This is a genomic window from Arthrobacter sp. K410C (assembly GCF_059090105.1).
This window is the reverse complement of record NZ_JBNHFJ010000021.1, coordinates 22,893-49,877: the sequence shown is the minus strand read 5'-3', so window position 1 is coordinate 49,877 and position 26,985 is coordinate 22,893. Positions and strand designations below refer to the sequence as shown.

Genomic DNA, 26,985 nt, shown 5'->3' with positions numbered 1-26,985 from the left:
GCGGATGGAGTATTCTCCGGACCGCGACGGGATGGGCTGGGTCTCGCTGTTGCTGCCCGCCGAGCAGGCCAACGCGGCATGGAACCGGACCAGGGCACTGGCCCGCGGCCTCCAGGGCCCGGATGAGCCACGCACCCTTTCCCAACTGATGGCGGATATCGGGGCTGCGGCGCTCCTGGGCGCCGGGAGCAGCGTGGCTACGGGCGCGGCCACAGGTACCGGCGCCGCGGCGCTGCTGAGCACCGGGAGCAGTGTTGCGCCGGGCGCCGGGGCCGCGGCCAGCCTGGCGGAGGTCCCGTCACCGGCGGCGCAGGTGCTGGTCACCGTGCCCGTGTTCTCCCTGCTTGGCCTCACTGACGAACCCGCCGTGCTGGACGGCCACGGGCCGGTCCCGGCGTCGATGGCCCGGCAACTCGTCGCCGACGGGGCGGCGTCGTTCTACCGGGTGCTGGTGGACCCGCGGGACGGGGCGCCGCTGGAGATCGGCCGCAAGAACTACCGGATACCGGCTGCAATGCGTCGGTGGCTGCGGCTGCGGGACGGCAAGTGCCCGTTCCCCGGCTGCAGCAACGCCTCGCTCGATAATGAAGCCGACCACCTGCTGGCCTGGCATCACGGCGGGACCACCGGGATCAGGAACCTGGGACAGCCCTGCCCGAAACATCACCGCATGAAACACGCCAGCGGCTGGGAACCCACCCCGGCAACAAAGAAGGAACCACCGGGCTGGATCTCCCCGGCAGGCCGCACCTACAACAGCGAACACCAGGACTGGGAACCACCACACCTGCCACGCATGGGTGAGGCGCAAGGCCTGCCGGAGGCAGATGACTCATGGATCTTGGCAGAGACGGGCGAGCGGCAAGGCTGGCCGGACATGCCGCACCCGGACACTTGGCCGGACTTCGACCGCCTGTACCCCGAACCGCCCATCGAGGAGCCGCTAAGCGGGAACTTGGAGGACCCCGACGACCTTCCGGCCGATGATGACCTTTGGGAGGAGTTCTACGCCCTGCCGTTTGTCCTGCCCAGGGACCCGTTCGAGGACCGGGAGCAGGCGCCGGTGTAGCGGCTTGCGCGCTGCGCTGTCCCCGCCGCAGGATGGGGCCGGTACTGTAGTTGGTTTCGAGGAGGCTGCCCCATGATTGAGATCCTGAATGCCGCCGAGGTGGCCCGGGCGAAGGAAACCGGCGCCCTGGTGGCCAACATCCTGCACATGCTGAAGAGCCGCACCACGGTGGGCACCAACCTCCTGGAGATCGACGCCTGGGCCAGGGACATGATCCTCGAAGCCGGCGCGGAGTCCTGCTATGTCGATTACGCGCCGTCCTTCGGGCGCGGACCGTTCGGCCACTACATCTGCACCGGCGTCAACGATGCCGTGCTGCACGGGTTGCCGCACGACTACGCCCTGGCCGACGGGGACCTGCTGACGCTTGACCTCGCCGTCCTGAAGGGCGGGGTGGCGGCGGACTCCGCCATCAGCTTCATTGTGGGCGAAAGCAAGCACCCGGAGAGCGTGGCCCTGATCGAGGCAACGGAGCGGGCACTGCGGGCAGGGATCGCCGCTGCCGGACCGGGGGCGCGCATCGGCGACATCTCGCACGCCATCGGCTCGGTCCTCAGCGACGCGGGATACCCCGTTAACACCCAGTTCGGTGGCCACGGCATCGGATCCACCATGCACCAGGACCCGCATGTTCCGAATGCCGGACGTCCCGGCCGCGGCTTCAAGCTCCGGCCCGGACTGCTGCTTGCGCTGGAGCCCTGGGTCATGGCGGACACCGCAGAACTGGTCACCGACGCCGACGGGTGGACGCTCCGGAGCGCCACGGGCTGCCGTACAGCGCACAGTGAGCACACGATCGCCATTACCGCCAGCGGTGCCGAGATCCTGACGCTGCCGCCGCAGGGGCTTTCGTAAGTAAACGCCCCTGGCGGCAGAGCAGGCCGGCAGCCGCTACTCCTTGAACAGCCCCGCAAGGTCCTCGGCCGTGATGGCCCCGCCAGCGAGGGCATCGCCTTCCATGACGTCGGCGAACAGCTGCGACTTCCGGGCCTTCAGCGCCATGACCTTTTCCTCGATGGTGTCCTTGGCCACCAGGCGGTACACCATCACGTTCCGGGCCTGCCCGATCCGGTGCGTCCGGTCCACGGCCTGGGCCTCCGACGCCGGGTTCCACCAGGGATCCAGCAGGAAGACGTAGTCGGCCTCCGTGAGGTTCAGCCCGAAGCCGCCGGCCTTCAGCGAAATCAGGAACACCGGAGCGCTGCCGTTCTTGAACTCGCTGACCACGTCGGCACGGTTGCGGGTGCCGCCGTCGAGGTAGCAGTACTCGATGCCCTCCTCATCAAGCCGCTCGCGCACCTTCCCCAGGAACCCGGTGAACTGGCTGAAAATCAGCGCCCGGTGGCCCTCCGCCACCAGGTCCTCGAGCTGTTCGAACAGGACATCCAGCTTGCTGGACCGGATCCCGGTCAGGGCCGGGTCAACAAGGGAGGCGTCCAGGCTCAGCTGCCGCAGCAGGGTCAGTGACTGGAAGATGGTGAACCGGTTCCTGTTCACGTCCTCGATCAGCCCCAGGATCTTCTGCCGTTCGCGCTGCAGATGCGTCTGGTAGACCTTCTGGTGCCGTGGGTTCAGCACCACCTCCAGGATCTGCTCCTGCTTGGGCGGCAGGTCCTTGATCACCTGGTCCTTGGTGCGGCGCAGCATCAGCGGGCGGACCCGGCGGCGGAGCTTGTCCAGCTGCCCCTTGTCGCCGTTTTTCTCCACGGGCTTCTGGTAGTACTCCGCGAACCGCTTGGGACTGGAAAACAGGCCCGGCGCCACAATGGAGGTCAACGCCCAGAATTCCATGAGGTTGTTCTCCAGCGGTGTGCCGGTGATGGCCAGCTTGAAGGCGGCCGGCAGCTTGCGGGCGCACTGGTAGGCCTTGGACTGGTGGTTCTTCACGAACTGCGCCTCGTCCAGCACCAGGCCGGACCAGGAGCGGGAGGCGTAGGAGTCGTAGTCGATGCGGAACAGCGCGTAGGACGTGATGACAACGTCCGCATCCGTGAGTGCGGCCAGGGGATCCTGCCCGCTCTTGGCGAACGTCTCGCCCACCGCCTGCACCTTCAGTCCGGGCGCGAAGCGGGCTGCTTCGGCTGCCCAGTTGCCCACCACGCTGGTGGGGGCCACCACCAGGAAGGGCGCGACGGCGGCTGGCTGGCTTGAGGAGCCGGCGGCAGCACCGCCGTCGGGCGCCTTTGCATCGGCGCCGGCTGCGGCAACAGCCTGTTCCTTCGCCGCGCACATCAGGGCCAGTGCCTGCACGGTCTTGCCGAGGCCCATGTCGTCGGCAAGCACGCCGCCCAGGCTGTGCTTGTACAGGAATGTGAGCCAGTTGAAGCCCTCCAGCTGGTAGGGCCGGAGCTCCGCGTCCAGCGACGCCGGCAGCGGCAGCCCGTCCGTGCCGCCCTCCAGGAGGCCGCCCACGGCCGAACGCCAGGCCGCAGCCTGCTGGTCCACGATCCCCAGCTGCGCCAGCTCGTCCCACAGCCCTGCCTGGAAGCGGCTGATCTGCAGCGGAGCGTCCTTGTTGTCCTGCAGCGACCGCGCCTCTTCGATCAGCGCCCGCAGCTGGTGCAGCTGCGGCAGGTCCAGCGAGAAGTACGCGCCGCTGGGCAGCAACATCTTGGTCTGCCCCGCGGCCAGCGCGGAGAACACGGCAGCGAAGGAGACCGGCTGCCCCTCGAGGGAAATCTGGATGCCCAGGTCGAACCAGTCGCGCTGCTCGGTGGCCTTGGTGGAGATGGAGACCACCGGTGCCTCCTCGGCCTCCCGGTAGTCGGCGATATCGCCCGCTGTCTCCACCTCAACGTCCGGCGCCTGACGGAGCCGCGGCAGCACCTCCTCGGTGAAGGCCAGCGTGTCCAGGCCCTTCAGCTCGGCCGACGCCGCCAGCCGGGGAGTGCCCCAGCCTCCGGTTGCGGACTCACCAAGGGCAGGAACCACGTCCCAGGGCTGGCCGATGCCTTCCAGGATGCGCGCCTCCGCAGCGTCGTCGCGGTAGCCGTGGTCGCCGGGGTGGCGCCACAACGGCTGGGCGGTGACCAGGTTGCCGCTCTTGTAGTGCCACTCCCAGTGCAGGCGCACGCGGTGGTCGGCGCCGTAGTTCGCCAGCAGCGAGAGGCTGGGAACGGCAAGGGCGGGCAGCTCCACCGACTCGTCCCGTGCAGTTACCCGGGCCTTCTGCTTGAGTTTCGGATAGAAGCCGGTGAGGAACCGCGATTCGTCCTTCGCGGGGATGTGGAGGGCGCTGCCGGCCGTGACGAAGGCCAGGAGTTCCTCGCTCAGTCCGGCCTCCAGCGGTGCCAGGGTGATGACGCCGTCGGGATCGGGGACACCTGGCAGCGCGGCTTCGCCCGTGGTGAAGAACAGCCCGTGCGCCGGCCGTCCGATCGTCCCCACCGAGGCGGGATCAACCTGGCTTCCCTCCACGGTGATGGTGGAAGAAAGTTCCAGCCCGCCGTCGGGCGCGGCGTCCTGTCCGCCGTCGCCCCTGGCCTGCGTGCCGTATCGCCCAAGGTTGAGTCCGACGGCGGCGGGGGCCTCTGCGATCCGGACCGGCTCCGTGCCGCGCGAGTGCACCAGTGCGAGCCCGATCTTGCGGGCGTCGGACAGCAGGCTCCACAGGTTCTTGCCCGAGTAGGAGTTCAGGCCCAGCCACAGGCCGGACGAGTTGTGCATCCGGCTGGCGGAGGCGGAGTGCGCGGCCAGGAATTCCTGCATCCACTCGATATGCGCCTCGTTGCACTCCCGGCGGAAGTTCAGGTAGCTCAGGGTGTTCCAGGAGACGTCACCGCGGATCCACTTGCCCTTGGCGCCCATGATCACCGGACGGGCCTTGAGCTGGCGGACGCTGCGCACCGGATCCCGGCGGCCGGTGTAGGAAAAGTGCGGTGCCGGCTCCTCGATCTCGAACTGGAGCGCCAGCGGGACGCCGTTGGCGGCGGGTGCGTTTCGGGCCTGCGAGATGAGCGGGCTGAGTGCCTGCTCCCAGTCGGACAGGACTGCGCCGGCGGGCTCCCGGGACACCTGGGTGGCAACCCCCGGGGACAACAGCTGCACGCGGATGGCCGGGTTGTCCTCCGCGGCAAAGAGCAGGGCGGCCACGTGCTTGCAGTCCTTGCGCACGGGGCAGCTGCAGACGCCCACCGTGCAGCTCCAGCCGCCACCCCTGCGGACCAGCTTGGCGGTGGTGGAGTAGGGCACGTCGGCACCGCCCCGGACCTTGCCCAGCATGAGCCCGGTCCCGGCGTCGAACGAGATCCCGGAGACGCGGCTGCCCATGGCGTAGGCAAGCCCGGCCGCCAAGGAGCGGTCGTTGATTGCGGGGGTCTGTATTGCCAGATCCGTACTCTCGTCCGGTTGGGATGGAATGGCGCGCGCTACTTTCGGCAGGACACGGCGGAGCCGGGTCCGGTGGTTGGCTATCTGATCCATCTTAGTTCGCCGGGGTGGGAGGCGTGTGCCCTTGTCCCGCCGATGGTGGGCGTTGGTCAGATACGCGTCCGTGGCGTGCTAGCCACAGCGCCCTCCTGCTGAAGCAGGAGGGCGCTGTCCCTGAACGCATTGAGGCACTTCTGGAAGGAACTGCGCGGTTCCAGGGTGTACGATCCGTCGCCGAATAGTTCAAACGTGAACGATTTCGTGTACTCCAACTGCCCTAACGCACGCAGGATTGCCGTCAGGTCCAGGTTGCCGTCTCCCCAAGCCAAGTGACCGGCGGGTGAGCCATCTATCAGGTGTACGTGGCGCACCCTTTTCCCAAAAGCCTTGCCATAGTCACTGATCGCATCTCCTGCCACTGCCAATGCCACAGTGTCGATCACCACCCCAAGGGCAGGATGCCCCACGTCCTCGACCATGCGTCGAAGCGATGACAGGTCGGTGACCAGATTCGACTCCACCCGCTGCAGCGGTTCCAATACGCAGGACACCCCCAGTTCCGAGGCCCGTTCACTGATCGCCTGCAGGGCGAGGACGCTTCGTTCCCAGGCAAATTCCAACGGCTCGTCCTCGTAACCGCGGCCGGAGGTGAGGAACAACAGGGGCGATTCCAGGTCATTGCATATTTCGGCAGCCCGGAGGAAAAGCTGCACGCTGCCCTCCCGCAGCCATGCCTCGCCTGAAGCGATGTTGACCGGGTAGGCCACCTGCTCAGGCGTCAGGCAGGCTAGTGAGAGCCCACGTTCACGCAGCAGCTTCGCTACCTTTTTGACCCGGTGCCCGTCTGCGTCCGCGAGGTGCAGGTGGGGAGCTATGCCCCACAACTCCACCTTGGTGCGCCCCAGCTCCACCATGTCGTCCAGGCAACGCTCGAGGGTGTGGTGCTGATACGCGAAGTTGGAGCCACAGACTTGGTCCAGGCCGGAACCGGCCATCATCACTTCCCCACGCCGTCTGCCAGGCCACGGATGAAATAGCGCTGGCCCGCGAAGAAGAGCACGATCACTGGGACGGCGGCGATGGCCATTCCCGCAAACACCACGGGATAGTCCGTGCCGTGTTTGGCCATGAGATTCGTAAGTCCCACCGGCAGCGTCTGCAGCGCCCCGCCGCTGGTGAAGATCATGGCGAAAAGGTATTCATTCCAGGTGAAGAGAACGTTCAGCAGGATGGTGGAGATGATGATTGGCCGGCACATCGGCAGGATGACCTGCCAGAATGCCCGTGCCTTGGAGGCGCCGTCCACGGAGGCGGCCTCATCCACCTCCGACGGCAAATCCAGCATGTAGGCACGGATCAGGAAGGTGGTGAACGGAACCCGGAAAGCGGTGTAAAGAATCAGCAGCGCCCAGAAGCTGTTGTAGAGGCCCAGGGCCTGGAACATCTTCACCAGGGGAATCAGGGCCACCGTCGGCGCCAGCATCAACCCGGCCAGGATCAGAATCAGGATGGTCCGGTTGAAGGGAATCTTGACCCTGGTCAGGCCGTAGGCAGCCCAAGCACTGATCAGCACTGTGGCTACCGTGGAGGCCAACGTGACAAGTACGCTCGTGGTGAGATAGTCACCCACGCCGCGGTTCCAGGCGGTCACATAGTTTTCCCACCGCCAGGTTTCCGGAAGCGCAAACGGATCGGCGAACAATTCGGAATTCGATTTCACCCCGTTCAGCAGCATCCACAGCAAGGGGTAGATAACAACGATAGCCAAGGCCACCAGGAAGGCCTGGACAAAAACCCGTCCCAGGAGCATCAGGACTGAAGCGCGCGTCACCATTCCACCCTCCTGCGCTTGGCCAGCCGGAGCTGGAGTACTGCGAGGACGAGCGTGATGACGAAAACAGCGGTGGCAATGGCGGCGGCATAGCCGAAGTCGTTGCGGACAAAACCGCTGCGGTAAAGCCAGGTGCCCAGGACCTGGCTGGAATTGTTGGGGCCACCCGTGGTCATGACCATCACCTCGTTGAAAACCTGGAAGGCCCCTGAGACTGTCACTATCATCATGAGGCTGCTCATCTCGCGGACAAGGGGCAGGGAAATAGAGAAGAACCGGCGGACGGGGCCAACGCCGTCGATTGACGCCGCCTCGAAAAGCTCGGTGGGAATACGTTGCAGCGCCACTGCGAAGAGCAGGGTGCAGTAGCCAAAGCCCTGCCACTGGCTCATGGCGATGATGCCGAAGATCGCGGTGTTTTCCTGGCCGAGCCAGGCTTGTGCGAGGTGTCCGAGCCCCAGGGTTTCAAGCGCGGCGTTCAGGATGCCCATCCGCGGCTCATAGATGAAATAGAACAGGAGCCCGGCCACGGTCAGGGATATCGCGGAGGGAACGAAGTAGATTGCCCGGAGAGCACCCCGCCACCGCTGACTGGGCAATCCCTCGACAAGAGCTGCCAGAACCAGCGCTCCGAACACCTGGAAGATGATTGAGATCCCGGCATAAAGGGTGTTGTTGACGAGCGATTTCCAGAAAATCGGGTCATTGACCATCTTGACGTAGTTGTCGGCACCAACAAAGGTCTGCCGACCGCTGTAGATGTCCCACTTGAGGAGGCTGAAGCCCAAATTCTGCACGAGTGGCAGGTAGCAGAAGATACTAAGGAGCACGACTGCTGGCAGGACCCACACCATGTTGCGCCACCGGCGGGCGCTACTCCCCGGCCTTTGCCGGCCGCTGGGGAGACTTCTGGCGTCAGATCCGGAGGCCGAAGGAGCAGGCCTCCGGATCGTGTTGGAAGCTGTCATGGCAGGATCCGCTACCTGGCTGAGTTGGAGGCGGAACGTACAGCGTCAAGGACTTGTTGTGGGGACTGGGTCCCGGCTACAAGGGCTTCGCCGCCGGCCAGCCAGGCGTCGGCCACTTCGGGAACTGTGACTGAGTCCAGCCAGATAATGGCGTCGGATGCTTCATTCACCTGCTTGATACCCTCGACCACCGGTCCGGACGAGTTTTGCTCCGATACCGCGCCCCTGACAGCGCTGGGCTGACCGTAAGGCGGCGCTGAAAGCCTCGTGGCGTTCTCCTTGCTCGTGGCGAATTTCATGAAGTCAACAGCAAGTGCCGCGTTTTTCGATTTGGCATTGATCAGGTATCCCTCCGGAGAACCTTCAATTGCCTTTGTGTCGCCCTTCGCCGTGCTTGAGGGGGGCAGCCTGAAGATGCCCAGCCCGTCGTTTTTGAGCCGGGATCCCTCTGAGGCCGTTGTGTCGAATTCGAGGACCTCCTGGTAGTACATTCCGGCGGCACCGGTAGCCAATGCCTGCTGGGCGGTGGTGTATAGGACGCCGTTCGAGTCCTTGCCGCTGCCGGTGCATTCGTTGATGAGCTCCGTGAACTGTTCCATGGCCCGGAGGTAGCCCTGATTCTCGAGCTTCGCCGTCTGGGGATCGAAGTCGGCTTCCAATTCTTCAGAAGGGACCTCATAGGCGAACAACTGTTGCAGGTAGTGCAGGCCCGGCCAGCCGTCTTTGTTCCCAAACGCAATAGGTTCGTAACCGGCCCCTTTGAGTACTGAGCAGGAGGAGATCAGTTCCTCGAAGGTGGACGGCGGGTTGAGGCCCAAGTCCTTAAAGACTTTCTGGTTGTAACCCATGAATTTGCCGTTGTTGTAGAGAGGTACGGCGAAGTACTTGCCGTCCTTCTCGAAGGCCTTGAGCGACGACTCGCCGAAGGTGTTTCCCCAGTCGGTTCCAGGAGCAATAGCCGGCGTCAGATCCGCTGCAAGGCCACCGTCGATGAAGTTGTCTGCCCAGTTCCCCGCCCACGTGAAGTAGATGTCCGGCAGCGCTTGGGATGCGGTGAGGGTCTTCGTTTTGTCCTTGATGCTCTGGTCAGTTTCCTGGATGAGTTCGAAGGAGACATCCGGGTGCAGTTTGGTGTACTCCGCTGCCAGCTCCTCGAAGTACGGTTCGAGGGGATCGCCGCCAAATTTGGTAAGGATGCTCAGAGTTCCCGAGTACTCGGGCTCCTTTTGCAGATCCAACTGCGCGGCGGGCTGGCTCCCGCCGGCGCAACCGGTCAAAGCAAGGGCTGTGCCCGCCAACAGGGCTGTGATCATGTGCGTGCTTTTCCGCATGGGTTTCTACTTTCGCTCGGATGGCTGAATAGCCGAGGTGCACGGGACGAAGAGCACCGCCCTCCGTTGGATGGCACCTACACCACGTGTGTTTTTGGGACTAAGTGATACCGGTACCACAGTGAATCATGATTAGCCGCCCCGGGGAAGGGTTTCAGGAGGAAATACTTGCCCTCGGTTTATTCGGCCGCTCGTGAAGGCGCAGGGCCGTCGGAAGAGCGGGCAATAAGGGTGGAGGGCAGTACATGCTTCCTCGGCGCGGAGGAATCACCACCGATGCGGGCGAGGAGCTGCTGTGCAGCGGCGGCGCCCAGCTCGCGCATGGGCTGCTGGATCATGGTCAGGGGTGGTTCCATGACTGCGGCCCACGGGCTGTCATCGAAGCCGATCAGGGACACGTCCTTGAGGATTCGCCGGTTGTGCATGCGTAGTGCATGGAGGGCGCCCACTGTTGCCTCGGTTTCCGTGGTGAAGACGGCAGTGGGGGGATCGGCCAGGGCCAGCATCCCGCCGATGGCCCTGGTTGCCTGTCTTTCATTTTTTAGGACGTGCGTTACCAGGGCGGTGTCGAACGGTATGCCGGCTTCTTCCAGGGCATCCAGATAACCGCGAAGGCGTTCACCGTCACTCCAGAGGGCCTCATCGAGGATTTTATGCATCTGCTGCAGGTCCGTTGCGGGGCTTAAGGTCACCGGGCCCCAAGCGAAGGCAATCCTGTGATGGCCGTTCGCAATCAAGGACGCGACGGCGGAGCGGGCGGCTTCCCGGTTATCAATGACCACCGAGTCGATATCCAGGCCGTCCACCAGGCGGTCGATAAGGACCACCGGTATTCCACGCTCCATCGCGGCGGAGATGTGCGTGACGTCGTCGTTCCTTCCCGCTGCTGACGCAACAACAAGGCCGTCAACCTGTTTGGCCAGCAGAACCCCGATGGCGTCGCGTTCCAGTTCCAGCTTCTCGTCAGTGCTCAAGGTGATGGCATCGTATCCGGCTTGTTTAGCCGTTTCAGAGATGCCCCTGAGGACCCCCGAAAAGAAGGGGTTGGCCACGTCCGCAAGAACAATGCCCAGCGTTTTGGTGATGCCGGTGCTCATGCTGCGTGCCAGGGTGTTGGCTTGATAGCCCAACCGTTCGGCAGCCAGCAGGACCTTTGCGCGGGTGGCATCACTGACCGAACCGTAGTTGCCCAGGGTGCGGGCGACGGTGGCCCTGCCAACTCCAGCGGCAGCGGCAACTTCCGAAATGGTCGGAGCGCCCCCGTGCTGATGATCCGGCGACATCCGGCTCCCTTTCTGGTCTGGAAACGCCCTGGCGCGGTTCCGATGAGGACAATTCTGCTTCAGATCCTAGTTGCTGCCGCGAAGCGATGGCCGTGCCCGAATGCACCTTCAACGTAGCACTGCCCGGCGGCCATTTCCGCGGCGAAAGCAAGGGCACGACGCAGGGAATCTGCAGTTGGCGGGGCATCCCGCGCCCATCCGGACCGAAGGAGGCTCACGCTCAATCCCGTAACGAAGGCGTCTCCGCAGCCCATGGTATCGACGAATCTGTACACGTCCGTTGGTGCTGCTACTTGCGTGAACAACTGCTCGCCGTCGTACAGTACTGCGCCGGCGGCCCCCCTGGTGGCAACGGCAAGCGAGGCGCCTGCCGCTGTCACCCGGGCTAACTCTTGTGCAACAGCCTCAAATGGTGCGTTTCCCAGCGATAACAGGGCGAGATCCACGAACGGGGCCGTCCGCCGCAAATATTGGTCAGTCCGGCGCTCCGGCTCCCAGGAATAATCAAAGCTCACCAATGGTCCGGCCGCCCGCAGTGCCGGGAGTTGGTCTTCGGAGGCGGAGTAAACGCTCGAATGGACAAGAGCTGCAGCGGCAAAGTGGTTCCGGTGTTCAGGCTCGAGTACGAAGGGTTGGCTGATGGTGACACCCCCTTCGTTCCAGCCCAGGAAGATGCGGTCTCCGTCGATAACCTTTATGTCAGTGACGCCGTTAGGGCCCTGGCGGGTCTGGCACCTGCTGACATCTACTCCCTCCGCTTCCACCGCGGAACGGACAAAGGCGCCCAAAGGATCGGAACCGAAGACACCCATGTAGGCGGATTCCACGCCGAGGCGGCATGCCATGACCGCAAAGTTAAGTGAGTTTCCACCCGGATAAATAACCCCGCGGTCCAGGAACCGGTCCACGATGTTGTCCCCAAATCCAATTACTTTCATGCTTATCCTGTCTTGTCGGCGGTGTCTCCCGCCGGCAGCGTCTCCGGCCTGCGGCCAATGCTTGGCCGCGCCCTGGCAGGGGCGCGGCCAACGGTGCCTGTCAGTATTCGACGACCCGGTAGTACCGGCGCAGGTCCAGCGAGTGGTTGCGGACCCGTTCCAGATGCTTGCTGATCCGGCCCGCCACGGTGTCCAAAACCAAAGGTGCCAGAAGCCCCCGGAACCTCGGGCTGATGCCAGCCAGTTCATAGTCCTTGGTGTCCAGGATGGTGGTGTTCTTGTTGTAGTTCTCGGCAAACTTGACCACCCTCTCCATGAGCGGCCTGCTCTCGTCTTCACCCAGGAAAAGCACCAGGCTGGTGTCTTCCTCGATCAGTTCCAGGGAGCCATGGAAAAACTCGGCGCCGTGGACACGCGTGGTGCGCAACCACTGCATTTCCTCGAGGATGCACATGGAGTACAAGTAGGTGAAGCCCCAGAGATTGCCGGCGCCGACGAGGAAGTGGTAGTCCGCGTCCTTGTTACGTTCCGCAAACGCTTCCGCCACAGGTTCTGCCTGGCGTGCCACCTCAACGAGGACTTCGGGGACGGCCTGGAGTTCGCCCGCGAATTCTTCATACCCCTCAAACTCTCCCCGCGCAGCCAGAAGGCGGGTGGACAGAAGCAGCAAGGGGATGTCGAACGGCCAGGTCTTGGGTTCGGTGATCAGGGCGACATCCAGAGCCTTGGCGAAGGGACTGTCGTCAAAACCGGTGAAGCCGACCGTGTAGGCGCCTTTGGCTTTGGCGAATTCAATAGCCTCGATGATGTCCTCCGTTGTCCCGGAAACAGAGGCAAAAACGGCGATCGATCCGGGCCCGAACGCTGGGTCACCGGTAAGCATTAACTCCTTGCCGATTGCCGCCCGCACGGGAAGGTTGGAACGTGAGCGGATGAAGTGTTCGTAGGGGAGCATCGCGGCATATGTGCCACCGGCCCCAATGAGGAAGAGGTTGTCGAAACCCCGCTCCTGGATAGATTCCACAAATTGTTCGAGTTGTCCGCGCAGCGCAAGTGCACTGCGGGTCTGGGCGAGAAATTCCTCTTCTTTGAAGCCGAGCACGGGCTGTCCTTTCGTCTTTTGGGTAGTTGCTGTTGATACGGCTTGATACCGGTATCACAACTGCTCGATATGCTTTCACGCCCCTTGCGGGAGGTCAATAGCTGCGGATAGGGGAATTCCAGCAACTACTGCTGCTGGCGGCAGATCCCCGAAGATGAAAACTTCGCTTGACGTTCACTTCCTCCTCAACGGGGCGCGGCCCCGGCGCACGTAGCGTGAAAAGCGTCCCAAGCAGCACCCGCCATCAAGCAGTGAGGATTTTCATGATCACCAGCCAGCCCGCCATCCTGACCAGCAGCAGCATCGAAGCAAGCGATGAGGAGGCAGTAGAGGCAAACGTGAGCGTGGTGGACGCCATGCACACCGCCCTTCTGCACACGAACGAGATGTCGCCGGTGGCCGTCCGCAGCTACTACGTGGACTTCTACCTCGCCCAGGCGCTGGAGGGCGGCTTCGCGCAGTACGCCTTCGTGGCTGGTGACAGGTCCGTAACGGACACCTTCGTCCGCGAAGGCATGGCCGGCATGGGCGCCGCCGCCCACCTGGAGCTCTTCAACCGGGCTGTTGAAGCGTATGACCACCTCTCCGACGAGGAGGAGGAGTTCTACCTCGACGGCGGGCTGGACGACACCGGGGAGACCCCTGACGCCGTCCTCCGCATGGAGGAGCTCGACGCCGAGTTCGAGGCGCTGCTTGAGCGGGAAAACATCACGGCGCTCAACGCCGCCTGGCTGCGCGGGCAGGCCGACCTGCTGGTCCTCGACGACGAGGAGGTGGGCGCGTACATCCAGCAGCTCGTTGCCCAGATCCCGGACCTGCCCGAGCGCCAGGCCAAGGCGGAAGCAGAAGCACTTGAAGATGCCCCCGATTTCGAACTCATCATCCGTGAGCTGTGCAGCATCGTGGGCTACGAGCTCGTCAGGATCACCATGGGCGATCCCAACTACATGCATGACGGTGAGAAGACCCTGGCCTGGCACTTCTCAACCGACCACGGCGACTTCCTGATGGTCGAGGAGGACGACGAAGCCTTCATGATCAACCCGGAGACGCTCGAGATCGTTGCCGCTGTGGAGTTCGAAGAGGCCGACGCGGACCTGGTCGGGGCCTAGCAGCCAGGCCGGCGGGCCGGAGCCGGTGCCGCCACGGCGGCATGCGGCTCGGTCAGCCCCGGCTGTTTTGCTCCAGGGCCATGGCAAGGATGTCCAGCAGTTCGCCGTCCACCTGCTCCGGGGACGTCACCCGCACCCGGAGGGTGAACGGATCGTCCGGACGCGTCCTGATCCTCTCCAGCCGGCCTTCCGGGGGAAGGTCCAGCCGCAGGGTGACATCAACGGCCGTGTTGGTGGACCGGGTGACCTGCGCGAATTTCCTGCGTGCGCTGTGCAGGGACACATACCCCTTGCGCATCTGGATGTGCACCCCCTCGGTGGTGGACGCCCACGCCAGGATTGAATCGGCGATGGGCCGCAGCTGCGGGTGGCTGGCGTACTGGCCGTCAATCAACTCGTCGGCGTCCCGCAGCATGAATTCCGGATAGCCGAACATCTCCCACGACACGGCGTACTGCGCGTAGCCGGTAACGCCAAAGTTGTCCCGCATCCAGTCGCGGAGCTCCCGGTCCGTGCTGATGCCCGCGGCCTGCGCCTGTTCCACCCAGTAGGTGGTGTCCTTGCCGGTCTTGCGCAGCAGCAGCGACTTGTTGTTGTCCACCATTGACTGCCAGGTGCCGGTCTTTTTCCCGGCAGGCTCCTGCGGCCCGTCGTGTTGCGGCCCGGCTGGCCGGGATTCTGGTTGCTGTGGCTCGGCGGTATCAGGCATGCATCGATGGTAAGCACCTTTGCCGACAAGGCGGCCGGAAGAAAAAAGTATTCCGCCGCCGTAACCTTTCCGCTGCCGGCGGCGATGTAGGAGGTGATGGGTCCGCCAGGCGGGCCCGACCCCCAATAGTTGTCTAGGTTTGGAGTGCTTGATGTCTTTGTTCACCGTTCTCGCCAGCAGTAAAGTCGCCGCGTCAGTCCTGGCCGCCGGAACCCTGGCCGTTGGCGGAACCGGCGTCGCTGCCGTTTCCGGCGCCCTCCCCGCCGAAGCCCAGCAGACCGCCCATGAGCTTTTCGGCGCACCCGCCCCGGAGCTGGCTGCCGAGGCAGCTGCCAGCGGACAGGCCACCGCTGAAGCCGCCACCGACGCCGCAGCCGACGCTGACGCTTCCGCAGAAGCCGATGCGGCTGCTGACGCCGACGCCACGGTAACCGGAGACAGCGTCGCAGCCCAGGCTTCGGGTTCCGCCGCCGCCAGCACCGCCGTCGACGCCGCCGGTGCCGCAGCCTTCGGCCTGTGCACCGCCTTCACAAACGGCGGCCTGAACGCCAACTCCGAGGCTTTCTCCTCGCTGGTGATTGCCGCTGACGGCGAAGCCAACGTTGAAAGCTACTGCGCCGATGTTGTTGCCGAGGCCGGCGCCGCCGCCGAAGCTGGCGCGAACGCCACGGGTTCCGCTGCCGTTGAGGTTGAGCGTCCCGAGGTTCCTGCGGTTCCGGCTGTTCCTGCCGTTCCCGGCGTGGATGGCGGGCCCGCCGTTCCTGCCGTACCGGCCGTTCCGGCCGAAGCCGGCAACGCCGTGGAAGCCCCCTCGGTTTCCGTCCGCTAACCACGGTTAGCTAGGGTGGACCGCAGCTGTTTACTGCTGCGGGCGCCGCCTGGACTGCAGGACCCGCCCCCCGGGGTCCTGCAGTCCTGCGCTGCCGCCTGATACCGGGGCAGTTACAACCGACCATGGGGACTGGCAATCCACACTGGAAAACCGGAAACGGCAGGAGCCGCCTTCCGGGATGGGAGCCGCTGGTGCTGGACACTCTGGCCCAAGAAGAAACCGACATATTCGACGATGCAGCCGGAACAGATCCCGCTGTGCTGTTCGGTGCTGCCTATCGGTCCTTCGCCGGCCCCGTCCAGGGCTATCTCAAGGCCCGTGGCGTGGACGATCCCGAGGCCGTCACCCAGGACGTGTTCATGGCGTTCTTCCCCAAAATCGAGGCGCTGACCGGCGGCCTGCAGGGCGCCAAATCGCTGATTTTCTCCATCGCCCACGCCCGCATGGTTGACCACTACCGCCGGCTGGAGCGCAGGCCCCAGCTAAGCCCGTACGACCCCCAGCACGATGCCCGCACCACACCCTCCGCTGAGGACTGCGCTGTGGAGCTGACCGGTGGAGCCGCTGACATGCTGGCCGGACTCAGCGAAGAACACCAGGAAGTCCTGGCACTGCGCGTCGTGGCGGACCTGTCCATCGAACAGGTGGCCGCCATCATGGGCAGAAGCACTGGCGCCATCAAGCAAATGCAGCGCCGGGCCCTTCAAAACCTCAAGGCACAAACGCTCTCAAGAAACCAGGCGAATCATGAGTGACACCGCAGGACCCCGCAGCGACGGATTCGTTGACCAGCTGCTGCTGGAAGCGGAACTGGACGACGACGGCCAGCTCCGCCCCGCGCTGCTGCAGCTCCGTGCCCTGGGCGACGTGGCGCCGGAGCCCTCCGCCGGCGTCGCCGCCCTGCTTCAGCGTGCGGAGGCCGTGCAGGCCGCCGCGCCATGTGATGCAGCGCCATCCGCTGCCGCGCCGTCGGCGGAGGTGGCACCTGCCGCCGCGTCCGCACCTGTGGATGAACTGGCCGCCCGGCGCCGCGCGAAGCGCCGCATCACCCTCACCGCGCTGTCCGTGGCCGTCTCGCTCTCCGCGGGCGGAGCTGTCGCCGTCGCCTCGGACCAGGGCTTCCGCGACTCCTTCAGCAACCTGCAGCGGACCGTCACCTCGTTCGTCACCGGAACCGCGCCGGCCGCTCCCGCCGGGAACCAGGTGGAGGAGCCAGCCGCGCAGGTCCCCTCCGTCCCCGCTGCCCCGGCCACCGTTCCTACCGCCGCCGTCAAGGCCCCGGAGCCTGGGCAGCCCGCGAAGGCAGCGCCGTCGGACGTTCCTGCCACACCAGCAAAGGGCGCCGGGGAATCCGACGCTCCCGGCAGGCAGGTGGAGGTCCCCGGGGCCAAGGACCTGCCCACCGCCGTCCCCGAAGACCTCACGAACGGGGTGGGCCAGCAGCCGCAGGTGCCCGTTCCAGGCGCGTCGGATCTGCACCTGCCTGAAACGCTTCCCGCAGTTCCGCTGCGGTAAAGGCGCCTGCGGCCCGATTGTCAGCCGCTCCGGCTGCGCGGGAACTCACCCTGCCTAATAGCCGGCACCGCCCATCTGGATCATGCCGCCCGCCGGGTCGGCCAGGTACCAGACATTGTTGACTCCCTGGCCCAGGATGTCGCCGGGCTTGGTGTCCTGGGCGAAGTAGTAAAGCGGCATGCCGTTGAGGGTGACCTGCTGCTTGCCGTCCGGCGTCGTGATGGTGCCGAGCTCGCCCGTCACACCCTCTGCGGACGGCGTGGCGGACGTGGTGAGCACCGGCGGCCACGCTGCCAGGCACGCATCCGTGCAGGCGCTGGTTCCGGAATCCTTCACGTCCTTGGTGAAGAAGTACACGCTCCGTCCGTCCGCACCCACCACGATCTCCCCGGCGCTCGAGGAGGCCGTCTTGAGGTCGACGGCGGCACTGGCCGTGGTGGTTGGCGCAGCCGACGGCGGGGAAACGGACGCAGCAGGTGCGGTTGCCGAAGCAGGGGGAGCACCAGTGGTGACGGCGGGGCTGGTATCCGCCGGTGCAGTTCCGGTGCCGCCGCCGCAGCCGGCCAGCGCCGCGGAAAGGGCCAGGATGGCGAGGCCTGCGCCCAGATGGTGTTTCATGGGTTTGCTCCTTGGCTGGGCCCGGCGTGGGATCACCGGACGCTAACCGTATGACGCATCCGGGTGAAGAATGGTTCACAGCGGCTGCCCCCTGAACTTTTCTGCGGGCAGCAGCGTCTTCAGGTGGTAAGCAGGAATCCTGAACAGGCCCAGGCGGGAGGGACGTCATGCCGCTCGACGAGGACGTGGTGGAGTCCATCTACCGCGAGCACGGCGCTGCCCTCCGCCGTTTCGTCATCAGTGCCTCCCGGGATCCGCAGCTGGCGGAGGACGTGGTCCAGGAAACCGTGCTTCGGGTATGGCAGCATGCACCGGAAATCAATGGCAGCCTGCGCAGCTACCTGTACCGGACGGCCAGGAACATCATGATCGACAACTACCGCCGGGCGCAGCGCCGGCCGGAATCCCTCGAGAACAACCTTCCGGACCCCGCGGACGCCCTGGAAAGGGTGGACGGGTTGCTCAACCGGGTGCTGGTGGAGGAGGCCCTCCTCCGGTTGAGCAGGGAACACCGGGATGTCCTGGTGGCCCTGCACTACCGCCGGTTCACCGTCAACGAGGCCGCCGTGCAGCTCAACATTCCCAGCGGGACGGTGAAGTCCCGCGCGTATTACGCGGTGCGGGCACTGCGGACAATCCTGGACGAAATGGGGGTGGAAGGATGAACGGCATGGATCCCCACCAGCTGCTCGGTGCCTACCTGCTCGGCGGCCTTGTGGCGCCGGACCGGGAAGCCTTTGAAGCCCACCTCCGTACGTGCGCCGCCTGCCGGGAAGAACTGGCCGGACTGGAGACGCTTCCCGTGACCCTTGACGTCCTTCCCGTTCCGGACGCGGTGGCGCTGACGGTCGTTTCAACCCTTGCTGCCGCTCCCGATGCACCCGCCCCGCCTCCGCTCCTTGCGAAACTGGCGCGCCGCCGTCGTGCCGTCCGGCGGCGGTGGGTGGCGCTGGTGGGCGCGGTTGCCGCGGCCTGCCTTGCCGCGGGCATCCTGGCCGGACCACTGCTGGCGCGGCCGGAGCCGCCCGACGCCACGTATTCGGTCCAGTCCGGCGGCGGACTTCAGTTCAGCATCGACCTCGCCAGGAAGACCTGGGGAACCGAGCTGGCGGTGAACGGGAGCAGCCTGCCCCAGGACGGGACGCTCTCACTCTGGGTCCGCGACCGTGCCGGCAGCGAGGACCGGGCCTGCTCCTGGACGGCAACGCCCAGCGGCAGGGCCCGGGTCACGGGGGCCACACCGATTCAGCTGGGCAGCATCTCCAGTGTGGAATTGCGGGACGGGACGCAGAATGCAGTGGCTGTCATCACCGTGCCCTGAGGTCCTCCCTGAATTCGGCCACCAGTGCCGGGTCCTCGCACGCGCTGGCGAACGCCGCAATCCGGCGCTCAACTTCGCGGCCCAGCAGCCAGGTGCCAACCCGTTCCATCAGCGGCCGCAACAAAGCCGGCCGGCATGAGAAGGTGTACTTCCAGACAGCCCGGGTGCCGCCGTCGACGGCCGTAAAGCGCCATCCGCCGCCGAAGTTCCCGAAGAACCAGGGCCCCGAAACCATGGTCATGCCCACGCTGCGCGGCGGAGCGTAGGAGACGTATTCGCTGACCATTGCCAGTCCCAACCGCGAGCGGGTCCGGGTGCGGACGCCCTTACCCGCCGAACTGGCCCCGTCCAGGAAAACCTGGGAGGAGATGAACGGATCCCACTTGAGCCGGAAGGAGCCCGTGGTCTGGGAGAAGGCGAAGACGGTCTCCGGGTCGAGGCGGATGAGGCGTTCGGCGCGTACCTGGGGCATGGTCCCAGCCTAGCCAGCCGCCACACAATCCCCGCGGTTTGCCGTTACTGGGTCATCTTGGCAAGCCGGGCCCGCACGATCATGAACGCTCCGTAGCAGATCAGCCCGGCGCCCACAGCCGCCAGCAGGTAGACGCCCAGGGGCTGGTCGCGGAGCGCACGGAGGCCGCCGTCCAGGCCGGTGGAGTCCTCCGGGTGGGCCTGCAGGGTGGCGATGGCGATGAGCAGGCCGGTCAGGAACAGCACGATGCCCTTGGCCACATAGCCGGCCACACCCAGCCCGCTGACGGCCGTCCTGGCCTTCTGGTTGGCCGGCATCACCAGGTGCTTTTCGAAGGACTTCTTCAGGCCACGGATGGCATACACCACGCCCGTCACGGCGATGGCCACGCCGAGCACCACCAGCAGGGCCACGCCGCCCGGCGCCTTCATAAGGTTGACGGTCATGTCGGTGGCGGCCTGCTGGTTGTCACCGCCCGAACCCGTGCCCCTGGCGAAGGACAGCAGGGTCAGCGCAAGCCCGGCAAACACCAATGCCTGCGCGCCGGCTTTTGCCTTCTTCCCTGCCTTTTCCTTGGTGGGCAGGCGGTTGTAGTCAAAGATGGCGTCGCTGGTCTGCCACAGCGCCAGCGCCGCGCAGGCCGCGAAGCTGGCCCACAGCAGGAAGGGCCCGGCGGGCTGGGTTGAAAGTTCCGCCACGGCCCCGCTGAAATCGGCATTGCCGGTGCCGCCCGTGGCCAGCCGGATGGCGATTGCACCCACCAGCAGATGCAGGATGCCGCTCGCCGCAAACCCCGCCCTGGCCAGCACCTCCAGCGTCCGCGAGTTGGTGGCGTTCTCTGCAGCGGCTACGGCCTGCTTGAGTTCTCTTTTGATGGCTGTTCCTTTGTGCGTGCGCGGCACCCGCGCGGTGGTTCACTGGTGTGCGTGCCCCACACAACCGTAATCGTCCCACGCGGACCGGGCCCGGAACAGTGTGCGTGGCTCAAGGATTGCCAAGGGCAGCCAAGGGCAACTGCCAAGTGCCGGCGTCGGTGGGTCCCACCGGAATCCCGGCCCACGGGAGGACCGCGGTCCGATGGGGAGGGATCCCCATCGCCCGCTTGGTGCCGCCGTGCGACCATGGGCAGCAGCGGTTGACCACGCAGCGCAAATCATCCCGGGGGACCAATGACTTTTTACGGCGCCGACGTCAGCCAGTTGAGGACGCTGGCCAAGGCGGCCGAGCAGGCCGCATCGCTCCTGAGCACCCGGGCCGGCGTCCTGCACGGCCAGATCCAGGCTGCGCCGTGGAAGGGTGCGGACGGCGAACGCTTCCGGCGGGAATGGACCGGCACCCACCGCCCGGGGCTGGAACGGGTGGTGGCCGGACTCCGTGAAAACTCGAAACTCCTGCTGCAGCACGCCGATGAGCAGGAGAAAGCCTCGTCGCCCTCCGGAGGCGGCACGGGCCAGTGGGACCGGGTGGCGATGCTTCCCGGGCAGGCCCGGGACTGGCTCCAGGAGCAGGCCGCGGCGGCGGCCGCGGCTGCGGAACACCGGAGGGGACTGGAGGCAGGCCTGGAACGCATGCTGGATGCCCGCCCCCGGGACCAGGCGGAGTGGTGGGCCGGACTGTCCGCCGCCGACCGGAAGTACCTGATCGAGGGCGTCGGCGCGGACGGCCCGTTCGCCGAGGACCTCATGCGCATGGACGGCGGCATCCCCGAGTCGGCGCAGGAGCAGGCCAAGGACCACCTGCAGGAGCTGGCCAAGGCGGATATTCCTGTCTACTCCGAAACCGGGAAAGCTTCCATCGAAGCGCGGGTGGCCTGGGTGCACGGTGGTGCTGAAGTGGGGACCGAAGTGGTGGAGAACGCGGACGGCTCCGCCACCATGAAGGTGTACGGAAACATGGGCCTGGGCGTCAATGACACCACCGGAACCGCCGGCGTCACCCTCAACGGGCAGGTGTCCCGCGAGTACACGTTCGGCAGCGTCGAGGAAGCCATGGCAGCCCGCGAGCAGATGTACCGGGACCTGCCGCCGGACAGCGTGGGCGAGATCAGGGACGTGGCCGGCAACCCGCCGGACTACATCCTGGATACCATCCACGATGCCGCCGGCGACAACGGATCCACGGGCCAGACGGACAAGGCCAAGGGCACGCTCTCGCTGGAGGCCGAAAGGGAGAGCGGCGCGGCTGCCGGCTCCGCCAAACTTGACCTGGCCTACGAACGGAACCTCACGGACGGCACTGCCACAGCCAGCGGCGAGGTATCGGCCCAGGGCAAGCTGAACCTCGACGGCCGGGTGTTCGAGGCCTCCGGCAAGGGCGGCCTGCAGGTCAACATGGACGAGGACAGCAACATATCCTCCGTATCCGTGTCCATGGACGGCACCGTGGCGCAGGGCGTGGTGGCCGGCACCGACGTGAAGGCGGTGAAGGTGGAGTCCTCCGTAACCGCGGGGACCCAGGGCACGGTGAAGATCGACGTCGACTACTCTCCGGAGAACCGTCCCATCATCGACAGATACCTCCGCAACGTGGCGCTCGGCAACGAGGCCGCCGCAGCCCGGGACGCCGCCAGGCTCTACGAGGCAGGCTCAGCCACCGTCCAGGTCAACAACGTTGTCACTGCATCCAACCAGGCAGGGCTGGACGTGAAGGTGGGTGAGGTGGAAGTCAGTACCGAGAACCAGTCCACCACCAACGTGTCCACGTACTATAAGGTCCCCAACGACACCAGGCTCGAGAGGCTGTGACCATGTCCGTCCACTTCGAATCCCCGCTGGGGTTCACGGCAGACTTCCCCGAGCACACCCAGGTCCTTGAGTCCTCCAGTGCCGGACCCGGCAGCCAGCAGTACGGCCTGCCGGGCGGCGTGCTGGTGACCGTCATCAAGGACGAGAGCTCCGTCCGGGATGCCCCGCAGGCCAATGGGTGGGCGCATCTCATGGCCGGCTTCTACCTTGAAGAGCGCAGCGGGACCCTGCTGGCTGAAGGTGAACTGGACCTGCCCGGCAAGGCCGCCTACGCCGTGGTGGTGGGCTACGGCGACGCGGGCCCGGGCAAGGTAGCCGCCACGGTGGGTGTCTGGGAAAACGAACGGTTCATCGGCGTCGTGGTGATCTGGCCTTATGCCGACCCCGAGGCGGAACCCCGGCTTGGCATGCTGAAGGAGATCGTGGCCCGCATCAGCGTCGGCTGATCCGCGGGGCACGTCCGCCGTTGGCCGTGACTGCTACCGGCGGCGGTAGCAGAGATCGAAGATCAGCCGCCCGGCCTCGTGGGCTTTGGCCTCGAAACTGGTGCGGATCCTGCCCTCGAACCGCGGTGCCCAGCCGCCGGTCTCGTCGATGCCCTCGTTGGGGCCGGTGTGTTCGGTGCTCACCGGTGCGCGGCCTTCGCGGACGGGTGCCCCTCCCACCACGGTTTCGACGCCGGACTGCCAGACCTGCGTGAGCGGGCTTTCGGGTCCCCGGCGCTCGCCGGTGTGCAGGTTTTCGAAGTCCCGGGAATCCGCCAGGACGTCGCGGACATGGATGGCGTAGTTGGACCAGTCGGTGGCGATCCGCCAGAGCCCGCCGGGCTTCAGGGCGCGGGCAGCGAGCGCGGCGAATTCGGGCTGGATGAGGCGGCGCTTGTGGTGCCGGGACTTGTGCCAGGGGTCGGGGAAGAAGACCCACAGTTCGTCCACGGACCCGGCCGGGAGCATGGTGGCGAGGACCTCGGGAGCGTTGGCTTCCACGACGCGGACGTTGGTCAGCCCGCGGCTGTTGATCTTGATGATGGTGTTGGCCAGGCCGGGGGTGTAGACCTCCACGGCAAGGAAGTCCGTGTCCGGGTTCTGCTCCGCGGCATGGCAGATGGCGTCACCCAGGCCGGAGCCGATTTCCACGATCAGGGGCGCCTTGCGGCCGAACTCGGCCTCGGCGTCGAACGTGTAGTCAGGGTGGACGGAGGTGTTGGCGACGTGCCGGGGGACGTCCACCGCCCACCGTTCCGCGTGTTCTTCCCAGGCGGCCTGGCGGCGGCCCTGCAGGCGGGTGCCGCGGCGGACAAAGCTGACCGGCCGGCCGCCATAGGTGCCGAAGGAGGCCTGCGTCCCGGGCGTGACCGGCCTCGGGACATGCGGCTGCTGGGGGTTTTCCGGGGATTCACTCATCCCTTCAAGGATACCGGCGCAGGAACCGTCGGAGGGTCCCGGTACCCGGCGGCCGGAGATGGCTGCGGAAGGGATGCGTCAGCGCATCATGTACACGAACCGCAGCGTCATGATCAGCCCCACAGTGAAGATCGCGCCGTTGATACACAACGCTGCCAGCGCCAGTCCTGACCCTCGGGCGCGGAGTCCGGACCTTCGAAGGGCGTAGCCACCCAACGAGGTGGAGGCAATGCCGAAGATCAGGGGCAGGCTCCAGAACACCAGGGGAGCCAGCCACGGATTCTGCGAAGGGCCGCTGTACGGGAAGGTCAGGAGCATGGCAAAACTGGCGAACGGTGCCGTTAGCAGGAGGCTCACAGGTGCCACGATCGCCAGCACAAGGCCGGCAACGGCCTTGGCGATGTGGTCGCCGCCTGCTGGTGCCGGAATCACGGCCTGAAGCTGCGGGGATGTGTCGCCCGTCCCGGGGCTGCTGCGCTCGGACTGTGGTGGCATGTCCATGGTTCTCCTTGATTGTGAACGACTGGCCCGGCAGGTGCCCTTCAAACGTAGGGAGGCTGCCTGGCTCTCCAAAAGGCCGCGGATGCCGCATGTGGACAACTCCTGCCGCAGCAGGCGCCTGCAACAATGGGCGGGTGACGGAAGCGACAAACTCCGAAGCAAGGAAGCAGCGGCCGGGAATCCCTTCCCGGACGGCGCCGCCGGCCAGGGCTGAGCCCGGCACCCTGGTGGACGCCGAGATCGATGAACTGCCCGCGCCGCAGCCCACCCGGGTGGGAAGCCGGCGCCAGCTTGCCTACCTCGGCCTGTGCCTGGTCCTTATCGGGCTCAATCTGAGGACCGTGTTTTCCAGCTTTTCCGCGGTCCTGCCCGAGGCCACCTTCCAGGCCGCGCTGCCGGGATGGGCGGTGGTGGTCCTAACAACCGTTCCCGTGACTCTTCTTGGAGTGTTCGCTCCGCTCGCCCCCGTCCTGGCCCGCAGGTTCGGCGCCGAGCGCGTCCTGCTCGGTGCCATGGCCGTCTTGACGGCGGGGCTGCTGGTGCGCCCGGTGGATCTGCCAGCCGCAGGGCATCTGCCCGCCCTCCTCGCCGGGACGGCCGCCTGCGGCGCCGCAATCGCCCTCTGCAACGTCCTGCTCCCCGGGCTGGTGAAACGCGACTTCCCGCACCGGCTGGGCCTCATGGGCGGGCTGTATACCACCGCCATCTGCGCGTCCGCGGCGCTGGGGGCCGGCTTCACCTACCCGGTCTACGTGGCGGCGGGGGAGTGGACCCTGGCCCTGTGGTTCTGGGCGCTGCCTGCCGCCGTCGTGCTGCTGCTGTTCCTCCCGGTGGCCGCCCGGCAGCAGCCGGTCCGGCACACGGCCGTCAAGGACGGCGTCAACGTGTGGCGGTCCGGCGTGGCCTGGCAGGTGACGCTCTTCATGGTGCTGCAGGCCATGATGTCCTTCAGCGTGTTCGCCTGGCTGGCGCCCATCCTCCGTGAGCGCGGCGTGGATGGCGGGACGGCGGGCCTGATCGTGTCCGTCAGCATCGTGCTGCAGATGCTCGGCTCATTGTTCGCGCCAGCTCTGGCCGCGAGGTTCCGGGACCAGCGGGCCATCAATACGGTGGTCGCGCTGATGACCGGCGCCGGATTCGCGCTCTGCATCTTCGGGCCGCTGGACCTCGTGTGGGTATGGGCGGGCCTGCTGGGACTGGGGCAGGGCAGCCTCACGGCCGTGGCGCTGACCATGATCATGCTGCGGACCCGGGACGGGCACACCGCCGCGCACCTGTCCGGGATGATGCAGGGCGTGGGCTACGGGCTGGGTTCCACCGGGACCCTTATGGTGGGTCAGCTGTACCAGGCAACCGGGTCCTTCGCGGCCGCCGGGTTCCTGTTCCTGGTGGTCGGGCTGCTCGCGGCGGTCTTCGGTTACCGCGCCGGCCGCAACAGGTTCGTCGGTTAGGCCGTGGCCGTGCCCGAACCCACCCTTCCAGCCACCCATCCCGCCGCCGGGATCCTGCAGCGGCCCTACCTCTGGGTCACCATCGGCACGTGTGCACTGGTGTTCCTCGCCGCGTTCGAATCGCTCGCGGTGACCACCATCATGCCCCTGGTCAGCCGCGAGCTGGACGGGGCCGGCCTCTACGCCCTGGCCTTCGCCGGTCCGCTGGCCACGGGCGTAATCGGCATGGTGGCCGCCGGCAACTGGTCGGACAGGCGCGGCCCCACCGCACCCCTTTACGCCTCCGTGGGACTATTTGTCCTGGGCCTGCTGATAGCGGGGACCTCCGCCACCATGTCCATGCTCGTTTCCGGCAGGCTGGTCCAGGGCCTGGGCGGCGGCGCCCTCACCGTCGCCCTGTACGTGCTCGTGGCCCGGATCTATCCCGGTGTGCTGCACCCGAAGATCTTCGCGGCGTTCTCCGCGGCGTGGGTGATCCCGTCCCTCGTGGGCCCGTTTGCCGCCGGGATCGTGGCACAGGTCTTCAGCTGGCACTGGGTGTTCCTCGGCGTGGTGGGCCTGGTCATTCCGGCGCTGCTGATGATCGCGCCCGTTCTGCGGGGAATGGCCCCGCAGAACGCAGAAGCCGCCAAGGTTCCGTGGGCGGTGGGCCGGTTGGCGTGGGCGGCGCTCGCCGCGCTGGCGGTGCTGGCGCTGAACCTGTCCACGGAGGTCCGGATCCCCGGGCTTTCCGCAGCCGCGGCGCTCCTGGCCGTTGCCGCCGTCGTCCTTGCCCTGCTGGCGGTCCGCCCGCTGGTTCCGCGCGGCACGCTCCTGTTCCGGCGCGGCCTGCCCAGCGTCATCCTTGCCCGCGGACTCGCCTCGGCCGCGTTCTTCGGCGCCGAGGTCTACCTGCCGTATCTGCTGATCGAGCAGTACGAATTTTCACCCACCTTCGCCGGGCTCACGCTCACCGGCGGAGCGCTTGCCTGGGCCGGGGCAGCGGCCGTGCAGGGCCGGCTGGGCACAAGGCTGTCCCACCGCGCCGCCGTCACGGCCGGGGCGCTGATGGTCCTGGGCGCGGTGCTGCTCGCCCTGGCCACCACCGCGCTGCACTGGCCGGCCGCGGTCGCCATCGGTGGCTGGATCTTTGCCGGCGGCGGGATGGGCCTGCTCTATCCCCGGCTCAGCGTCATGACCCTGGCCCTGTCCACCAAAGACAACGAGGGCTTCAACAGCTCCGCCATGTCCATCGCAGACTCGCTGGGCGGGGCGTTGGCGCTGGCTACCACGGGCATCGTCTTCGCGGCATATACGACGACGGCGGCGTCCTTCTCTGGAGTCTTCGCCCTTGCCGCCGTGATCGCCGCAGCCGCGGCACTGGTTGCGCCGCGGGTCACCACCAAAACCCCTTGAGATTTGTCCAGAAATGGCGACT

General features: G+C 66.2%; 26 protein-coding genes. 12 read left to right on the top strand and 14 right to left on the bottom strand.

Features of this window, described 5'->3' with window-relative positions; genetic code table 11:
* A partial coding sequence (locus AC5RU7_RS19200; protein WP_494053586.1) for an HNH endonuclease signature motif containing protein occupies window positions 1-1,069 on the top strand: 1,069 nt, incomplete at its 5' end.
* A 72-nt stretch (window positions 1,070-1,141) separates the two neighbouring features.
* The gene (gene map, locus AC5RU7_RS19195; protein WP_494053585.1) at window positions 1,142-1,924 is read left to right on the top strand and encodes a type I methionyl aminopeptidase; all 783 of its coding nucleotides are present in this window, start codon (window positions 1,142-1,144) and stop codon (window positions 1,922-1,924) included.
* A 36-nt stretch (window positions 1,925-1,960) separates the two neighbouring features.
* Here map and AC5RU7_RS19190 read toward each other — a convergent pair whose 3' ends face one another.
* The 8 genes from AC5RU7_RS19190 to AC5RU7_RS19155 form a co-directional block, all read right to left on the bottom strand.
* Window positions 1,961-5,428: a DEAD/DEAH box helicase gene (locus AC5RU7_RS19190; protein WP_494053588.1), complete on the bottom strand. Its 3,468-nt coding sequence runs from the start codon at window positions 5,426-5,428 to the stop codon at window positions 1,961-1,963.
* Window positions 5,429-5,547: 119 nt separating this feature from the next.
* The gene (locus AC5RU7_RS19185) at window positions 5,548-6,432 is read right to left on the bottom strand and encodes a sugar phosphate isomerase/epimerase family protein (RefSeq protein ID WP_494053584.1); all 885 of its coding nucleotides are present in this window, start codon (window positions 6,430-6,432) and stop codon (window positions 5,548-5,550) included.
* Window positions 6,433-6,434: 2 nt separating this feature from the next.
* The gene (locus AC5RU7_RS19180) at window positions 6,435-7,271 is read right to left on the bottom strand and encodes a carbohydrate ABC transporter permease (RefSeq protein ID WP_494053583.1); all 837 of its coding nucleotides are present in this window, start codon (window positions 7,269-7,271) and stop codon (window positions 6,435-6,437) included.
* Window positions 7,265-8,098 carry a carbohydrate ABC transporter permease gene (locus AC5RU7_RS19175; protein ID WP_494053582.1) on the bottom strand — a complete coding sequence of 278 codons (834 nt, stop codon included), beginning with the start codon at window positions 8,096-8,098 and terminating at the stop codon, window positions 7,265-7,267. Before AC5RU7_RS19175 ends, AC5RU7_RS19180 begins: the two co-directional genes overlap by 7 nt.
* A gap of 149 nt (window positions 8,099-8,247) precedes the next feature.
* Entirely contained in the window at window positions 8,248-9,567 is a 1,320-nt protein-coding gene (locus tag AC5RU7_RS19170) for an ABC transporter substrate-binding protein (RefSeq protein ID WP_494053581.1), read from the bottom strand.
* Between the two features lie 179 nt (window positions 9,568-9,746).
* Complete coding sequence (locus tag AC5RU7_RS19165; RefSeq protein ID WP_494053580.1) at window positions 9,747-10,850, bottom strand: LacI family DNA-binding transcriptional regulator; 1,104 nt, start codon at window positions 10,848-10,850, stop codon at window positions 9,747-9,749.
* Window positions 10,851-10,909: 59 nt separating this feature from the next.
* Window positions 10,910-11,788, bottom strand: coding sequence for a PfkB family carbohydrate kinase (locus tag AC5RU7_RS19160; RefSeq protein ID WP_494053579.1), 879 nt, complete (start codon window positions 11,786-11,788; stop codon window positions 10,910-10,912).
* 100 nt (window positions 11,789-11,888) lie between these two features.
* Window positions 11,889-12,890 (bottom strand): SIS domain-containing protein, encoded by a 1,002-nt coding sequence (locus AC5RU7_RS19155; protein ID WP_494053578.1) that lies wholly within the window; start codon window positions 12,888-12,890, stop codon window positions 11,889-11,891.
* Window positions 12,891-13,153: 263 nt separating this feature from the next.
* Between AC5RU7_RS19155 and AC5RU7_RS19150 the strand changes: the two genes are divergently transcribed.
* Window positions 13,154-14,002, top strand: a complete 849-nt coding sequence (locus tag AC5RU7_RS19150) for a DMP19 family protein (protein WP_494053577.1) — start codon at window positions 13,154-13,156, stop codon at window positions 14,000-14,002.
* 52 nt (window positions 14,003-14,054) lie between these two features.
* Here AC5RU7_RS19150 and AC5RU7_RS19145 read toward each other — a convergent pair whose 3' ends face one another.
* Entirely contained in the window at window positions 14,055-14,711 is a 657-nt protein-coding gene (locus AC5RU7_RS19145; RefSeq protein WP_494053576.1) for a DUF5655 domain-containing protein, read from the bottom strand.
* A 151-nt stretch (window positions 14,712-14,862) separates the two neighbouring features.
* Between AC5RU7_RS19145 and AC5RU7_RS19140 the strand changes: the two genes are divergently transcribed.
* The 3 genes from AC5RU7_RS19140 (at window position 14,863) to AC5RU7_RS19130 (ending at window position 17,058) form a co-directional block, all read left to right on the top strand.
* Window positions 14,863-15,540, top strand: coding sequence for a protein tyrosine phosphatase (locus AC5RU7_RS19140; RefSeq protein WP_494053575.1), 678 nt, complete (start codon window positions 14,863-14,865; stop codon window positions 15,538-15,540).
* Between the two features lie 194 nt (window positions 15,541-15,734).
* Complete coding sequence (locus AC5RU7_RS19135) at window positions 15,735-16,298, top strand: RNA polymerase sigma factor (RefSeq protein ID WP_494053574.1); 564 nt, start codon at window positions 15,735-15,737, stop codon at window positions 16,296-16,298.
* On the top strand, window positions 16,291-17,058 hold the full coding sequence (locus AC5RU7_RS19130) for a hypothetical protein (protein WP_494053573.1): 768 nt from the start codon (window positions 16,291-16,293) through the stop codon (window positions 17,056-17,058). Before AC5RU7_RS19135 ends, AC5RU7_RS19130 begins: the two co-directional genes overlap by 8 nt.
* A 54-nt stretch (window positions 17,059-17,112) precedes the next feature.
* Here AC5RU7_RS19130 and AC5RU7_RS19125 read toward each other — a convergent pair whose 3' ends face one another.
* On the bottom strand, window positions 17,113-17,676 hold the full coding sequence (locus tag AC5RU7_RS19125; protein WP_494009715.1) for a COG4315 family predicted lipoprotein: 564 nt from the start codon (window positions 17,674-17,676) through the stop codon (window positions 17,113-17,115).
* 167 nt (window positions 17,677-17,843) lie between these two features.
* Here AC5RU7_RS19125 and AC5RU7_RS19120 point away from each other — a divergent pair, with 167 nt between their 5' ends.
* The gene (locus tag AC5RU7_RS19120) at window positions 17,844-18,341 is read left to right on the top strand and encodes a sigma-70 family RNA polymerase sigma factor (RefSeq protein ID WP_494053572.1); all 498 of its coding nucleotides are present in this window, start codon (window positions 17,844-17,846) and stop codon (window positions 18,339-18,341) included.
* Entirely contained in the window at window positions 18,338-18,997 is a 660-nt protein-coding gene (locus AC5RU7_RS19115) for an anti-sigma factor family protein (RefSeq protein WP_494053571.1), read from the top strand. The genes AC5RU7_RS19120 and AC5RU7_RS19115 overlap by 4 nt, the downstream gene beginning before the upstream one ends.
* Here the strand turns inward: AC5RU7_RS19115 and AC5RU7_RS19110 are convergent.
* Together AC5RU7_RS19110 and AC5RU7_RS19105 are read right to left on the bottom strand one after the other, a co-directional pair.
* Window positions 18,984-19,469: a type II toxin-antitoxin system RatA family toxin gene (locus AC5RU7_RS19110; RefSeq protein ID WP_494053570.1), complete on the bottom strand. Its 486-nt coding sequence runs from the start codon at window positions 19,467-19,469 to the stop codon at window positions 18,984-18,986. The genes AC5RU7_RS19115 and AC5RU7_RS19110 overlap by 14 nt on opposite strands.
* A gap of 44 nt (window positions 19,470-19,513) precedes the next feature.
* On the bottom strand, window positions 19,514-20,371 hold the full coding sequence (locus AC5RU7_RS19105; protein ID WP_494053569.1) for a DUF1206 domain-containing protein: 858 nt from the start codon (window positions 20,369-20,371) through the stop codon (window positions 19,514-19,516).
* A gap of 267 nt (window positions 20,372-20,638) precedes the next feature.
* Between AC5RU7_RS19105 and AC5RU7_RS19100 the strand changes: the two genes are divergently transcribed.
* Window positions 20,639-22,213 carry a WXG100 family type VII secretion target gene (locus AC5RU7_RS19100; protein ID WP_494053568.1) on the top strand — a complete coding sequence of 525 codons (1,575 nt, stop codon included), beginning with the start codon at window positions 20,639-20,641 and terminating at the stop codon, window positions 22,211-22,213.
* Window positions 22,214-22,215: 2 nt separating this feature from the next.
* A complete protein-coding gene (locus AC5RU7_RS19095; protein WP_494053567.1) occupies window positions 22,216-22,659 on the top strand; it encodes a hypothetical protein in 444 nt (147 codons plus the stop codon).
* 33 nt (window positions 22,660-22,692) lie between these two features.
* On the opposite strand, the gene trmB is transcribed toward AC5RU7_RS19095, so the two are convergent.
* On the bottom strand, window positions 22,693-23,616 hold the full coding sequence (gene trmB, locus AC5RU7_RS19090; protein ID WP_494053566.1) for a tRNA (guanosine(46)-N7)-methyltransferase TrmB: 924 nt from the start codon (window positions 23,614-23,616) through the stop codon (window positions 22,693-22,695).
* Window positions 23,617-23,694: 78 nt separating this feature from the next.
* Entirely contained in the window at window positions 23,695-24,117 is a 423-nt protein-coding gene (locus AC5RU7_RS19085) for a hypothetical protein (RefSeq protein ID WP_494053565.1), read from the bottom strand.
* A 134-nt stretch (window positions 24,118-24,251) separates the two neighbouring features.
* Between AC5RU7_RS19085 and AC5RU7_RS19080 the strand changes: the two genes are divergently transcribed.
* Both AC5RU7_RS19080 and AC5RU7_RS19075 read left to right on the top strand, forming a co-directional pair.
* Window positions 24,252-25,568: an MFS transporter gene (locus AC5RU7_RS19080; RefSeq protein WP_494053564.1), complete on the top strand. Its 1,317-nt coding sequence runs from the start codon at window positions 24,252-24,254 to the stop codon at window positions 25,566-25,568.
* 9 nt (window positions 25,569-25,577) lie between these two features.
* Complete coding sequence (locus AC5RU7_RS19075) at window positions 25,578-26,963, top strand: MFS transporter (RefSeq protein WP_494053563.1); 1,386 nt, start codon at window positions 25,578-25,580, stop codon at window positions 26,961-26,963.
* Window positions 26,964-26,985 lie beyond the last annotated feature (22 nt).

Excerpts from the sequence above, each read along its gene's own strand:
- map (WP_494053585.1), top strand. The coding sequence starts at position 1,142 with ATGATTGAGATCCTGAATGCCGCCGAGGTGGCCCGGGCGAAGGAAACC.
- AC5RU7_RS19185 (WP_494053584.1), bottom strand. The coding sequence starts at position 6,432 with ATGGCCGGTTCCGGCCTGGACCAAGTCTGTGGCTCCAACTTCGCGTAT.
- AC5RU7_RS19180 (WP_494053583.1), bottom strand. The coding sequence starts at position 7,271 with ATGGTGACGCGCGCTTCAGTCCTGATGCTCCTGGGACGGGTTTTTGTC.
- AC5RU7_RS19170 (WP_494053581.1), bottom strand. The coding sequence starts at position 9,567 with ATGCGGAAAAGCACGCACATGATCACAGCCCTGTTGGCGGGCACAGCC.
- AC5RU7_RS19165 (WP_494053580.1), bottom strand. The coding sequence starts at position 10,850 with ATGTCGCCGGATCATCAGCACGGGGGCGCTCCGACCATTTCGGAAGTT.
- AC5RU7_RS19160 (WP_494053579.1), bottom strand. The coding sequence starts at position 11,788 with ATGAAAGTAATTGGATTTGGGGACAACATCGTGGACCGGTTCCTGGAC.
- AC5RU7_RS19150 (WP_494053577.1), top strand. The coding sequence starts at position 13,154 with ATGATCACCAGCCAGCCCGCCATCCTGACCAGCAGCAGCATCGAAGCA.
- AC5RU7_RS19145 (WP_494053576.1), bottom strand. The coding sequence starts at position 14,711 with ATGCCTGATACCGCCGAGCCACAGCAACCAGAATCCCGGCCAGCCGGG.
- AC5RU7_RS19140 (WP_494053575.1), top strand. The coding sequence starts at position 14,863 with ATGTCTTTGTTCACCGTTCTCGCCAGCAGTAAAGTCGCCGCGTCAGTC.
- AC5RU7_RS19130 (WP_494053573.1), top strand. The coding sequence starts at position 16,291 with ATGAGTGACACCGCAGGACCCCGCAGCGACGGATTCGTTGACCAGCTG.
- AC5RU7_RS19125 (WP_494009715.1), bottom strand. The coding sequence starts at position 17,676 with ATGAAACACCATCTGGGCGCAGGCCTCGCCATCCTGGCCCTTTCCGCG.
- AC5RU7_RS19120 (WP_494053572.1), top strand. The coding sequence starts at position 17,844 with ATGCCGCTCGACGAGGACGTGGTGGAGTCCATCTACCGCGAGCACGGC.
- AC5RU7_RS19115 (WP_494053571.1), top strand. The coding sequence starts at position 18,338 with ATGAACGGCATGGATCCCCACCAGCTGCTCGGTGCCTACCTGCTCGGC.
- AC5RU7_RS19110 (WP_494053570.1), bottom strand. The coding sequence starts at position 19,469 with ATGCCCCAGGTACGCGCCGAACGCCTCATCCGCCTCGACCCGGAGACC.
- AC5RU7_RS19100 (WP_494053568.1), top strand. The coding sequence starts at position 20,639 with ATGACTTTTTACGGCGCCGACGTCAGCCAGTTGAGGACGCTGGCCAAG.
- AC5RU7_RS19095 (WP_494053567.1), top strand. The coding sequence starts at position 22,216 with ATGTCCGTCCACTTCGAATCCCCGCTGGGGTTCACGGCAGACTTCCCC.
- trmB (WP_494053566.1), bottom strand. The coding sequence starts at position 23,616 with ATGAGTGAATCCCCGGAAAACCCCCAGCAGCCGCATGTCCCGAGGCCG.
- AC5RU7_RS19085 (WP_494053565.1), bottom strand. The coding sequence starts at position 24,117 with ATGGACATGCCACCACAGTCCGAGCGCAGCAGCCCCGGGACGGGCGAC.